Genomic DNA, 12,219 nt, shown 5'->3' on the forward strand with positions numbered 1-12,219 from the left:
TTTAAATGTTAACAGGTTGTAAGTCGCAATGTATCAAATTTACTTCGCAAAAGGTCAAGTGAGTGTCAGTGAGTTGATCTAGGTTACATTTTGATAACAACAAAGCATGGATGAGAAGGTGTATGGAACTTATCAATAAAACGGCCATTGTGACTGGGGCAGCTGGTGGAATTGGCCAAGCCATCATTGCAAAGCTGAGAGAGCAAGGAGCCAAAGTGCTTGCTGTCGATATTTCAGAACAATCACTGCAAATGTACACAAGTTTTGACCCAAAGCAGTTGGGAACCTTTGTCGCGGACGTCACCGATTACCAACAAGTTGAAGCTATGGTGAAGTGCGCGGTTGAACAGTTTGGCTCGCTTGACATCATGGTCAACAACGCGGGCATCGGTGCACCGAAACCTCTGCTTGACCACGACCCAATTGTCGATTTTGAGCCGATCTCTAAGGTCAACCAAAATGGCGTTTACTACGGCATTCTTGCCTCTGGAAGACAATTCCAAGCGCAAGGCACGCCGGGCGTGATCCTCAATACTTCTTCTGTTTACGCACGAATGGCGTCTGAGATGACCTTTACCTACAACGTCAGTAAAGCCGCAGTCGATATGATGACCAAATGCGCCGCATTAGAACTCGCACCATTGGGTATTCGTGTTTGCGCTGTCGCTCCGGGACGCGTTGATACTCCGATGTTAAGGCAATACGAAGAGATTGGCCTGTGGGACCACATCCGCAAAGAACAGATGCGTCAAAACTTCACACAACCAGAAGAGATTGCTGATGTGGTGGCGTTTCTGGTCAGCGAGAAAGCCAACTGTATCAACGGTTGTACCATCAGCGCATCTGACGGTTTCGAGAATTTTAAGTACCCACTTATGGGATAGGCGAGTACGCCACATTACAGCAATAGCGAGGATGTAAGTTATGTCATTACCAGAAGTTATTCAGCACCAAGATTTCTTATTAACTCTTAATATCAATGAAGAGTCGATCATCAAAGACGCGCTACCGGGTGTGGATGTTTACCCATTGTTTCTTGACCCAGAAAACGGGACTTGGGTGATTCGCGCCAAGTTCAAATCGGGTATCACTCTGCCTAAGCACTTCCACACTGGTGTGGTGCATTTCTATACGCTGAGTGGTGCTTGGCACTACATTGAGTACCCAGATCAAGTCCAAACCGCTGGTAGTTATTTGTATGAGCCAGGTGGTTCGATTCATACCTTTCACTGTCCAGAAGAGTCGGGTGGTGCAGATGGCTTTATGGTGATCCAAGGTGCGAACATTAACTTTGACGACGAGGGTAACTTCATCAACATCATGGATGCAGGTTGGATTGAGCAAGTTGTTATTGCAACAGCGAAAGCACAAGGCTTCACTGCGCGCTACATCAAACCGGGTGCGATTGCTGGCCTAAGCGATGAGCTAGCGGAGTAACCCCATGCAACAGATGAACAGTATCATAATGCAGGATGGTAGTGTCCGCCTGAAGCAAGTCGAAATCCCCAAACCTGCAGCGGGACAAGTGTTGGTTCGTAGTCTAGCTTGTGGCATTTGTGGCTCCGACCTTCACATTACTCGACACGCGGATGAGGTATTTGATGTATTCCACCAGCTCGGGTTGATGCCTGATGAAGCCGGTGAGCACGCTCAAGTGATGTTGGGGCATGAGTTCTGTGCGGAAATTATCGAATACGGTGCCGATACGCAGCAAACGTTGTCCGTTGGTAGCCGAGTCACCTCAGTGCCGATGTTGCTCAGCCAAAATGGCGCGGGCGTTGGTGTTACTCCGGGTACTTATGGCGCTTACTCTGAGTATTTCCTGCTTGATGAAGCGTTATTGCTACCTGTGCCAGACGGAATGCCGTCTGAGGCGGCGGCATTAACCGAACCACTAGCGGTCGGTTTGCACGCGGTCAACCGCAGTGAAATCGAAACGGAAGAAACAGCGCTGGTTGTCGGTTGCGGCCCTATAGGGCTGGCGGTGATTGCTGCACTGAAACAACGTGGCGTCAGCAATATTCTTGCGGTCGATCTTCAGGAAGAAAAGCTGCAACTTGCCAGCGAGTTTGGCGCAAATCGATTGATCAACCCGACCAAGGAAGACGAGATCGCCGTTGGTGAGCAGTACGCGATGAATTCACGCCTGGTCATTTATGAGTGTGTTGGCAAGCATACCTTGATTGACGATTTTCTGCGCCGCGCTCCTGCCCGAGCGCGAATCGTCATCTCGGGTATCCATACGACACCCGCAATCATTAACTACGCGTACGCGACGGTAAAAGAGCTCGATTTGAGATTCTCTTACTACTACCAACCGCACGAGTTTGAGCAATGCCTACAAGCGATTGCCGAACATAAGTTGCCTTGGCAGAAAATGCTCACCGCCAAAGTGGGAATCGATGGTGTCGAAGACGCATTTACAAAGTTAATGACGCCAAATGATCACATCAAAGTCGTTATCGAACCTTGGCGCAGCGGCGCGTTAGAAGTGATTTAACTCTTAGCCAGATTAAGCTAGCTAAAACCAATTTTAGTTTGGTGACAGCCCCAACCGTAGCAGCTAGGTTGGGGCTTTTTTGTTAGGCCTGTTCTGCGCATTCCTGTTGCAGAGCAGGGTAATCGGTGTAGCCTCGTTCGTTTCCGCCAAACAACGTTGAGCCATCGAGTTCTGCCAACGGATGGTGATGTTGCAAGCGAGAGACTAAGTCTGGGTTTGCTACGAATGGCCGTCCGAATGCGACAAGATCCGCGTAGCCTTTCTCTAACACTTCGTTTGCTCGTTGAGGATTGTAGCGACCTGCGACAATGATAGCGTTGCGAAAGCGCTTTCTAAGTTCGATTCGGAACGTCTCTGGAATCGTTGGTGCATCGGCCCAATCGGCCTCGGACAAGTGCAAGTAGGCAATGTCGCGCTCCTGTAGCTGTTTTGATGCCTCTAAGATCGTTGGCACGATATCTGGGCAGTCCATATCTTTAAAGGTAATGAATGGTGCCAATCTCACTCCAACTCGATGCGCACCAACAGCGGCGATAACTGCCTCCACTACTTCGATAAGAAAACGGATACGATTTTCTCGTGAACCGCCGTAGTTGTCTGTTCGATGGTTTGAGTTGGTTCTTAAGAACTGATCGATCAGATACCCATTCCCGCCGTGGATTTCTACACCATCAAAACCCGATTCAATGGCGCGTTTGGCTGCGTTCGCGAAATCACCGACAACTCGGTTGATATCTGCTTGTGTCATGGCGCGAGGCTCAACACAATCGACCATATTGCCGTTGCCTTGTTCATCTGCAATCCAAACTTGCGTCTCTACCGGAGCGAGCGCAGATGGCGCGATAGGCTGTTCACCATTTTGGAATGTTGGGTGAGACACTCTGCCCACATGCCATAGCTGACAAAACATCGCTGCGCCTTGTGATTTGACCGCTTGGGTCACACCTTGCCAGCCCGCCACTTGCGCATCGGTGTAAACGCCAGGGGTGAACGAATAGCCTTGAGAATCGTCCGAAATTTGCGTGGCTTCGGAAATGATCAGCCCGGCAGAAGCGCGCTGTTGATAATACGTTGCCATCATCTCATTCGGGATGTTGCCCGGCTGAGTGGTGCGTGCGCGAGTCATTGGTGCCATGACAATACGGTTTTGTAGTGACAACGATTTCAGTTGAGCTGGCTCAAACAGCTTATTTGTTCTTTGTTGCATGTTGCGCTCCTTAGATAAGTACAGGCACGTTGGTTGCTTTACGAGCGATTGCCATCCAGTGAAGTACGGCTGGATCCCATTGCACTTCGGGCGCACTGAAAAAGCCGCGTAGAATGGAAAACATAATGGCTTGATCAACCAGTGACGTTTGCTTTTCTGAACTTAGGTTGAGCAAGGGTTTGGTTTGTTCTATCAAAGCGGCGACTTCTTTCGCAATCGCAGGTGTATCGTTAATCAAAGCTTCAAAATTTAACGCTTCGGTTTCTTTTTTTGCACGCCATGCTTGTTTAGCGGTTTCTGTTGCAAATTCCGGTAACGTCATGTTTGACCAACGCGGATACCCGACTTTTTGTAGCGGTAAAAACGCTTGTTTTTGCCAGTCTAAAACCGGTTTGGAGGGTTGGCTGTTTTCGCTGGAAGATGCCAATTCAAGGAAGTAGTTGATGATGTCTAAGCTTTCCGCCATGGCTTCACCATCGTCTTTGATCAAAAGAGGAACTTGTTTTGCGCCGATGAGGTTTGTGGTGGTGCTCTCGTCGTTATAAGCAATGTTGATGACATCCAGCTTAATATTCAGCATGCCTGCAACAAAACGGACGCGGGCGCTAAAGGGGCAATGTTCATAAATGTACAGTTTCATTTTTTGTTTCCTATCTCTTGGCTGGGCAGGGCGTGTTGTTGTGCGTTGTACAGCGTTACGGCGTTTAACTTTTCCCTGTCACATAACGTTCTGGGTCTAAACAATGTCGATAGGGTCAGTATATGGATTCGACTTAATTTGATAATTGGGTAATATCTAAATTGATTATTCAGTTTTTCCAAATAATAAGAGCACGAAGATGGATAAGTTTTCGGATATGACGTTGTTTGTCAGCATCGTTAAACATCAAGGTCTGGCGGCGGCGGGAAGGGCGTTAGGTTTGTCTCCGGCGACGGTAACGGCAAGGCTGCAAGCGATAGAAGAACGCTATGGCGTAAAGCTGCTCAACCGAAGCACACGCCACGTATCACTCACGGACGCAGGGGCAATGTACCATCAAGCTTGTCTTAACATCATTGATAGCGTGAAAGAGACGGAAAACTTGCTGCAAACGGGTATTTCGCAAGTGCGCGGAACGTTGAAAATTTCAGCTCCACGAGATATTGGCAAACAAATTATTTCGCCGATGGTGTCGGCTTTTTCTGAGCAATATCCGGATGTGACGCCTTATCTTTATCTTAATGACAATTTATCGAACTTGGCTGAATCGGGGCTCGATTTGGTGATTCGTTATGGCGAGTTAGCGGACAGCAATCTCATTTCGCGCAGGCTGGCGTCGAGTCAACGCGTGCTGTGCGCATCACCTGACTATTTGTCGAAGCAAGGTGTCCCAAACTGTCCACAAGATCTCGCGGACCATCGCTGCTTAGCCATGGTGCGCAGCAATGAAGAATTAAAAACGTGGCACTTTAAAGATGAAGAGTCTCACCAATCGATCACGGTCACGCCAAAGCGATTTTCTGATGATGGTGAAGTGATTCGACAATGGGCGTTGGACGGTGCGGGGATTGCGTTGAAATCGATTTTAGATATTCAGCAAGACCTCAAAAAACAACGTTTAGTAACGGTTTTGGATGGGTATATGAAAAACTTCAGCGCCTTTTCGCAAGGCGCTGAAGCGGATCTACATGTCATTTATCAAAGCCGCCAATATCAACCGAAAAGAGTTCGCCTGTTTTTGGACTTTCTAGTTGAGCAATTTAGCGCGCTGAGTGATGCCAGCAATCAGATCTAGATGCGATTCAGAGGTTTCTCGGCGGTGGCGATAAATCCCGACGGTGCCAGGGTTTGGTTCGTTTTCCATGGTTAAGCATCGTAAGCCAAAGGATTCCAAATACGGTTTGAGGTGCCCGGTATAAGACATCACCGCGACGCTTTCTTTCAGTACATCAATACTGGCGAGCAGAGAATCCACTTCGTAAGTCGGTCTGTCATCCAGTTGCTGCCTTTCGCGTTCATTTTGCTTCGGGATTGGGTTATCGATGACGTGAGCGAATTTCTTAGCATCATAAGTGACCGAAAGAGCTGGGTATTCGTGCAGCATATCTTCGGTGACGGTTTTCCCTAGAAGTGGGTGGTTTGGGGAAACAAAATAGGCATCAACCGTTTGAAATAGCGGAATAAACGTAACATCACATTTAGACGACAAGCCGACAATCTCGTGGCCGATGAAGAATTCAATCTGTTCGTTGATTAATGAATCCATCAAGCCTAAGTGGTTGCCAAATTCGACGTGCGTAGATGCCGAAGGCTGCTTGGTCAGATGTTCATTGAGTGCTTTTTGGACGAACAGCGGCCACCACGCATCGCCAGTACCCATTTTAATTTTTCCGACTTGGTATTGTTTCCGTTCATCAATGCTTTGCATCATTTGGTTGTATTCATGCTGCATCGCGTTGCTATGGCGATAGAGGATGCGTCCGTATTCGGTCAATACCATGCCATTAGGGTGACGTTCAAACAGCGTCACGCCGAGATTCTCTTCCAGCTTCTTTAAATTGCTTGTTACCGTTGGCTGGCTTAACCCTGCCATTCTTGCCGCAGCACTGATGCTTTGGCAGCGTGCAACCAGTAAAAATTGCTGCAGAGATTTGTCCATTTTCTTTCCCCTCTAAGAACGAGGGGTATTTTGCACAATTTCATTTATAAATCACAAATCTATAATCTCATTTGATTGAAATTATGCGCATTTCATAGATCTACATCACTGTTGGGGTCTAACGTATAGATGTTATCTATAGCTCGCTCCTGACTTCCTATTTTCCCCTCAAAAAGGTGTTCTTTAGACTGTCGCCAAAACAACAATCTAAGGGATGAACATGAAACCGAGTTTTATTGCGCTTGCTGTCGCGTCTTGTATTGGTCTTGCTGGATGTGGGTCAGATTCTTCTGATGCGCCAGTGCCGGTCGACAAACCAATTATTTCAGCCGACTTATATTTACGTGGTTTAAATGGGGATTGGGGCACGGCAGAGCATGCCAAGCTAAACTATTTGGGTAATAACGAGTACGAAACCGTACTGCGCGTCGCTCGAGGTAGTAATCAGTTCAAGATTGCTGATCCGGGTTGGCAGATCCAATACACCTATTTTGAGGAGCCCGCGGCGTTCGATAAAGCTCAGGAGTACCAGCCAAAACCGGACACGAATGAAGCGTGTATGAACGATGATTGCAACTCTGAGATCACGTTTGAAGACAAAGGGTATTACAAGTTTTCTGTGAGCTTTGCCGATGAAAGTCGCGCGACAATGACTGTGACGAAAGCAACGCAAGAAGAAGCGGAAAAATACTACTCTGATGCGATTCTCGACCCTGCAATGGTGCATGAAGGGCATCAGAGCAAAGAAGTGAAACTGTTCGCCAATTACGATGACTCGAGTGATACCGTGATTTTTTCGGTGAAAGATCCTAAAGCTGAACTGCGTGAATTTGGTATTTCAACGACGACAGAATTGCGTGATGCGCTCGACCAAGGCTTAGTGATTAATGAGCAAACAGGGCCGCGAGTGGTGTCGGGTGATGTCGCGTTTGACGCGTTGTTTGCGTTGACGATGAAAGAGCTAGACCAGCTTGCCGTTTCTGAAATCAAAGACGGCAATTACAACTACAACAACCCAATCAAAGCGGAAGTTTTTGAGACGGGCGCGAAGTGGCATTACGTATGGACGCGTGATTTAGCGTACGCAGCAGACCTTTCGCTTGCATTGATGAATCCAACTCGGGTGCAAAATGGTTTGAATTTCAAATTGTCTGCTTTCCGCGACACGACCGATCAGCAATACGATGGCGAGCAGATTGTGCAAGACACGGGCACTGGCGGCAGTTGGCCAATCAGTACCGATCGCACGACTTGGGCGCTTGGTGCTGAACGCTTACTTTCGGCATTAGATGGGGAAGAGTACAACCAATTTGCCGAGCGCGCTTACAAAGCGATCAGTAATACACTTGAAGCCGATCGCCTGGCGGCTTTTGATGCGAAATCTGGTTTATACACTGGTGAGCAATCATTCCTTGATTGGCGTGAGCAAACGTATTCAACGTGGACGCCAAACGATGTCAATGCGATTGGTAGCAGCAAAGCGTTATCGACAAACGTGGTTCACTACCGCGCGATTCAGCTCGCGGCTAAGTTGGCAGAGAAGTACGATTCAACCAACGCGGTCAAATACACCGAGTGGGCTGCACAGCTAAAAACCGCTATCAACGAGCAGTTTTGGAATGCCGAACGCGGTATGTACGTAAGTTATTTGTTTGATAATGGCAAAGACATCGCGGTCGACAAATATGACATGTTGGGCGAAGCACTGGCGATCATCAGTGGTGTGGCAAGTGATGCGCAGGCGAAACAAATCATGGCCAATTACCCACACAGTGAGTTTGGCGTGCCGGTTTATTTCCCTCAACAACCAGACGTGCCTGTGTACCATAACCGCGCAATTTGGCCATTTGTTACCGCGTACAGCTTGCGCGCCGCGCATCAAACACAAAACGTGGCAGCAGCGAACAATGCCATTCAATCGTTGGTTCGTGGTACAGCGACCAATTTATCCAACATGGAAAACTTAGAGTGGCTTTCTGGTAAGTCATTCATCATCCATAGTGATCATGGCGAAGATCCGAGCTTGGATGGCCCAGTGATTAACTCTCAGCGTCAGCTTTGGTCTGTGGGTGGCTACTTGAACATGGTGGTAGAGACCCTATTTGGCATCCATACCGAAACAGGTAAGTTGGAAGTGAAGCCATTTATCACAAGTTGGGTGCGCAATAACTTGTTGGCTCAGTCTGAACAAATCACGTTGGAAAACTTTGCCTTCAAAGGAAAGAACTACTCGGTAACGATTGACTTGCCTGAAGTAAGCAAAGATGAAACAGGTTACTACCCAGTTGAAAATGTCACGATGGACGAAGAGGGGCATTTCCACGTGACACTGGGCGCGCTTGTGAATGTAGATAGCAGCATTACTTTAGTTTCTGGGGTGAAACCGTATGTGAGTGAAGATAGCCGCGTTTATTCTCCGCAAGAGCCAACATTGGTGGTAAAAAGCGTTGATAATTCGGTTTCGATTGACGTGATGAGCAAGTACAACGTGAACTTGTATCGCAATGGCGAGCTGATTCAAAAGAACGTGATTGCTCAATCTTATTCCGATACGCCAACAGGTTTTGCGTGTTATTTGGCTGAAAGCATTAACGATAAAGGTTTCCGCTCTAATCCGAGCCAACCAGTTTGTGTCGGTGAAGAGATCCGCATCAAACTTGATGGCGAATATCAGCCACTCAAAGACAATGTCTCAGTGGTTACGGTGAGCAAAGAGAGTGCCATCGTAAAAGGTGCAGAGTCGTTTACAGCTCCTGTAACGGGCACTTACCAGTTCGATGCTTGGTACAACAATAACCTGGGGCAACTTAATACTGGCATCACGAACACCGTGAAATTGTTAGAGGTATTGGATGATGCAGGTAAAGTGGTTGGTCAAGGTTACTTGCAGATGGGCCATATTGGTGAAAACCAAGGTATGCGTTACTCAACGCCAATTGAAGTGACGTTGGAGCAGGGGAAAACCTATCAGATCGCGCTGAAGGACCACTTCAATATGAGTTACCTCAAATCGAATGAAACCTACATTTACGCTGGTGGTATTGAGGGTGAAAAAAACGAAGCGCAAATCGCAGATATTCGAATCACACCTTTAATGTAGGCTGTTTTAACAAAGCTGCGTTCTAAAAACTGTGTTCTAAGAAAAACAAAGCCGCTGAGATTATCAGCGGCTTTGTTGTATTTGCTATCGGGGGCCGTTTACAGGTTAGTTTGCCGCCTGCGGACGAGGTTTACGGCGCTGACCTGACGGTTTGTTTCCTGCAGGTTTAGCATTGTTTGGCTTGCGGTTACCTGACGGTTTACCAGCGTTGCCACTCTTATTACCGTTTGGTTTATTTCCATTCGGTTTATTGCCATTTGGCTTGTTGCCGTTAGGTTTGCGGTCATCTGGTTTGCTGTTTGCACGACCTTGGCCTTCACGGTTGCCTTTAGGCTTGCCCGCACCGCCTTGGTTGGTGCTGTTTTTGTTGCCGTTGTTACCACCGTTGAAGCGACGTTTAGGTTTGTTTGCACCATTGCCTGCTTTCTTTTCGGCTGCTGGGGCGTTTTCACTTGCAGCATTTGGCGCTTTTGGTTTTTTCGGCTTCTTAGGTTTTTTCGGTTTGATTGGGCGAGTATCCAGTTTAGATTCTGGCACCACATTGGTTGGCGCAAAACCTTCCAACTCTTTACGTGGTAGTACTTCTTGAATCAAACGTTCAATCGCAAACAACTCAGATGCTTCTAGCGCACACACCAGTGAAATCGCTTTACCTACTTCGCCCGCGCGGCCAGTACGACCAATACGGTGAACGTAGTCTTCTGCCACTTTCGGTAGCTCAAAGTTCACCACTTGCGGTAATTGCGGAATATCAATACCGCGCGCAGCAATGTCCGTCGCGACCAAAACACGAATTTCACCCGATTTGAAATCCGCCAGTGCTTTGGTACGTGCGCCTTGGCTCTTGTTGCCGTGGATGGCAGCAGCCGGTAGATTTTGTTCGATCAGGAACTTCGCTAGACGGTTTGCGCCGTGTTTCGTTTTCGTAAACACCAGCACTTGCTTCCAATCGCCGTCTTTGATCAATTTAACCAACATCGGTGCTTTTTTCTTCACGTCTGCTGGGTAGATGCTTTGCTCAACCGTTCTCGCCGTCGAGTTTGCCGGGTTCACTGAAATCTCAACCGGGTTGTTCACCAAGCCTTTCGCAAGATCGCGGATCTCATCCGAGAAAGTCGCCGAGAACAGTAGGTTCTGACGTTGTTTTGGTAGCAGAGCTAGGATCTTACGAATGTCACGGATAAAGCCCATATCCAACATGCGGTCAGCTTCATCCAGTACCAGAACTTCTAGTTGGTCGAACTTCACTGCATTTTGGTTGTACAAATCCATCAGGCGGCCTGGTGTTGCTACCAACACATCCGCACCTTTGCGAAGACGCAGCATTTGCGGGTTGATCTTCACACCACCAAAAACAACCGCACTGCTTAGTGGAAGATGACGGCCGTACATAAACACGTTTTCTTGCACCTGAGCTGCAAGCTCACGTGTTGGCGTTAGGATCAGTGCTCGAACTTGGTTAGCACGAACGCGAGGGCCGTTCGATAAACGCTCAAGAATCGGTAGCGTAAAGCCTGCAGTTTTACCTGTACCAGTCTGCGCTGCTGCCATTACGTCTTTCCCTTCCAAAATAGCAGGAATTGCTTTTGCCTGAATTGGCGAAGGGGTGTCGTAGCCTTTCTCTTGAATAGCTTTAAGGATTGGAGCAGATAGACCTAACGAGGTAAAACCCATATGTATGATTCTCAATTGTAGAGTTAGATAACAACGCGCCGAAAACAAATCGGTGCGAAAAGTGCGACATTCTGAGGCTTTTACGCGCAGGCTTCAACTAATTCCGTCATGGATAAATATTTGAACTGGATCTCATTTCTTTTTGGCAGGCAAAACTGATAACTGGTTTGGTCGATCGATTGAATGGTTTTACGTTGGCGATGCCCATTCTTACATCGCTATCACGGTATGCAGTTTTAGTTTATCAAATGCTGTTCGGAGTGTGGGGGAGGCTTGCTCCTTTCATTACTCCGCTTTTGCATGCGTTAAAAACGCACTCGTCAATTGCTGAAAGAGCGAATCTACCGATGGGCGGTCGGATACATGATGGAAGAGCGGTGTGTGGACATCACCACGAATATCATCGCTGTGACCGCAAAGCTGATTACACATTCGTACTGGTTCGACAATCTTCTCGACGTCGGCATCAATCAGAATGCATGCTTGTGACAATACCACTTGTCCGCCGCCTTTTTTAAGTAAAACACGCTGCGCGGTTCCCACGACTTTTTGCCCGCCAATGTTGAGGTTGTACTCGCCATCGCAGTAGGAATAAGGCGTAGCATGAACATCCACTTTCACGCCGAGCTGTTTAAAGAAAACCGTTAATATTGCACATAAATCGAGATACGCTTTTTTGATGTTGTAAGGCTCGCCTTCTGGCCAGTGGTAAATGTGGGATAGATTGATAATACCTGGCACCTGAGGGACTGGGGCACCACCGGTTTTACGAGAAAAGAGCTTCCAGCCAGACGTATTTAACGCATGTTCTAACTCATTAGACACTGGCCATTTCTTACCCGCGGGAAGCACGAGCGTTGGACTTTTTACTTGCCAAAGCAATAGCACTTGCGAGAGTTGGTTGGACTGAACTTGTTTAATGAGCTCATCTTCTTTGTCAAATGCATCAGCGACTTCCGTAGCTGTGTAGCGAATTAGCTTATTTTTAGCAACCAAACTCTATCCCTCGCGGCTATTTAATCGTTACTGTTGTATCTCAGATACAGCTTTATTGCTAGGTCTGAGTGATTAGGCTTTTGCTCGCTAGCTGCATGATCAC

Annotated in this window: 10 protein-coding genes and 1 pseudogene; 6 read left to right on the plus strand and 5 right to left on the minus strand. The window is 47.6% G+C overall.

Going from position 1 to position 12,219, the window contains the following annotated elements; translation table 11 throughout:
• Positions 1–122 precede the first annotated feature (122 nt).
• Genes R7F07_RS03740 through R7F07_RS03750 form a run of 3 tightly spaced genes read left to right on the plus strand, consistent with a single transcriptional unit; the run spans position 123 to position 2,500 of the window.
• Positions 123–884: an SDR family NAD(P)-dependent oxidoreductase gene (locus tag R7F07_RS03740; protein WP_025767974.1), complete on the plus strand. Its 762-nt coding sequence runs from the start codon at positions 123–125 to the stop codon at positions 882–884.
• 40 nt (positions 885–924) lie between these two features.
• Positions 925–1,437, plus strand: a complete 513-nt coding sequence (locus R7F07_RS03745) for a 2,4'-dihydroxyacetophenone dioxygenase family protein (RefSeq protein ID WP_171342635.1) — start codon at positions 925–927, stop codon at positions 1,435–1,437.
• A gap of 4 nt (positions 1,438–1,441) precedes the next feature.
• Complete coding sequence (locus R7F07_RS03750; RefSeq protein ID WP_064369391.1) at positions 1,442–2,500, plus strand: zinc-binding dehydrogenase; 1,059 nt, start codon at positions 1,442–1,444, stop codon at positions 2,498–2,500.
• Between the two features lie 82 nt (positions 2,501–2,582).
• Here R7F07_RS03750 and R7F07_RS03755 read toward each other — a convergent pair whose 3' ends face one another.
• Entirely contained in the window at positions 2,583–3,707 is a 1,125-nt protein-coding gene (locus tag R7F07_RS03755; RefSeq protein WP_171342634.1) for an alkene reductase, read from the minus strand.
• A gap of 10 nt (positions 3,708–3,717) precedes the next feature.
• A complete protein-coding gene (gene grxB, locus R7F07_RS03760) occupies positions 3,718–4,347 on the minus strand; it encodes a glutaredoxin 2 (RefSeq protein WP_054729335.1) in 630 nt (209 codons plus the stop codon).
• A gap of 199 nt (positions 4,348–4,546) precedes the next feature.
• Between grxB and R7F07_RS03765 the strand changes: the two genes are divergently transcribed.
• Positions 4,547–5,482 (plus strand): LysR family transcriptional regulator, encoded by a 936-nt coding sequence (locus R7F07_RS03765; protein WP_318110446.1) that lies wholly within the window; start codon positions 4,547–4,549, stop codon positions 5,480–5,482.
• Here R7F07_RS03765 and R7F07_RS03770 read toward each other — a convergent pair.
• A complete protein-coding gene (locus R7F07_RS03770) occupies positions 5,435–6,346 on the minus strand; it encodes a LysR family transcriptional regulator (RefSeq protein ID WP_171342633.1) in 912 nt (303 codons plus the stop codon). The two genes, R7F07_RS03765 and R7F07_RS03770, sit on opposite strands and share 48 nt — an antisense overlap.
• A gap of 220 nt (positions 6,347–6,566) precedes the next feature.
• Between R7F07_RS03770 and R7F07_RS03775 the strand changes: the two genes are divergently transcribed.
• Positions 6,567–9,446 (plus strand): MGH1-like glycoside hydrolase domain-containing protein, encoded by a 2,880-nt coding sequence (locus R7F07_RS03775; RefSeq protein WP_171342632.1) that lies wholly within the window; start codon positions 6,567–6,569, stop codon positions 9,444–9,446.
• A 105-nt stretch (positions 9,447–9,551) separates the two neighbouring features.
• On the opposite strand, the gene R7F07_RS03780 is transcribed toward R7F07_RS03775, so the two are convergent.
• A complete protein-coding gene (locus R7F07_RS03780) occupies positions 9,552–11,120 on the minus strand; it encodes a DEAD/DEAH box helicase (protein WP_171342631.1) in 1,569 nt (522 codons plus the stop codon).
• A gap of 148 nt (positions 11,121–11,268) precedes the next feature.
• Between R7F07_RS03780 and R7F07_RS25600 the strand changes: the two are divergent.
• Positions 11,269–11,346 (plus strand): annotated as a pseudogene (locus tag R7F07_RS25600) (VOC family protein); the annotation flags it as partial.
• Between the two features lie 59 nt (positions 11,347–11,405).
• Here the strand turns inward: R7F07_RS25600 and R7F07_RS03785 are convergent.
• On the minus strand, positions 11,406–12,116 hold the full coding sequence (locus R7F07_RS03785; protein ID WP_005373753.1) for a biotin/lipoate A/B protein ligase family protein: 711 nt from the start codon (positions 12,114–12,116) through the stop codon (positions 11,406–11,408).
• Positions 12,117–12,219: the final 103 nt, after the last annotated feature.

Origin of the sequence: Vibrio sp. YT-16, assembly GCF_033337405.1 — a bacterium.
Classification (GTDB): domain Bacteria; phylum Pseudomonadota; class Gammaproteobacteria; order Enterobacterales; family Vibrionaceae; genus Vibrio; species Vibrio alginolyticus.

Bases quoted from the DNA above. Each gene is read 5' to 3' on its own strand.
- grxB (WP_054729335.1), bottom strand. From the start codon at position 4,347: ATGAAACTGTACATTTATGAACATTGCCCCTTTAGCGCCCGCGTCCGT.
- R7F07_RS03775 (WP_171342632.1), top strand. From the start codon at position 6,567: ATGAAACCGAGTTTTATTGCGCTTGCTGTCGCGTCTTGTATTGGTCTT.
- R7F07_RS03770 (WP_171342633.1), bottom strand. From the start codon at position 6,346: ATGGACAAATCTCTGCAGCAATTTTTACTGGTTGCACGCTGCCAAAGC.
- R7F07_RS03750 (WP_064369391.1), top strand. From the start codon at position 1,442: ATGCAACAGATGAACAGTATCATAATGCAGGATGGTAGTGTCCGCCTG.
- R7F07_RS03755 (WP_171342634.1), bottom strand. From the start codon at position 3,707: ATGCAACAAAGAACAAATAAGCTGTTTGAGCCAGCTCAACTGAAATCG.
- R7F07_RS03740 (WP_025767974.1), top strand. From the start codon at position 123: ATGGAACTTATCAATAAAACGGCCATTGTGACTGGGGCAGCTGGTGGA.
- R7F07_RS03765 (WP_318110446.1), top strand. From the start codon at position 4,547: ATGGATAAGTTTTCGGATATGACGTTGTTTGTCAGCATCGTTAAACAT.
- R7F07_RS03780 (WP_171342631.1), bottom strand. From the start codon at position 11,120: ATGGGTTTTACCTCGTTAGGTCTATCTGCTCCAATCCTTAAAGCTATT.
- R7F07_RS03745 (WP_171342635.1), top strand. From the start codon at position 925: ATGTCATTACCAGAAGTTATTCAGCACCAAGATTTCTTATTAACTCTT.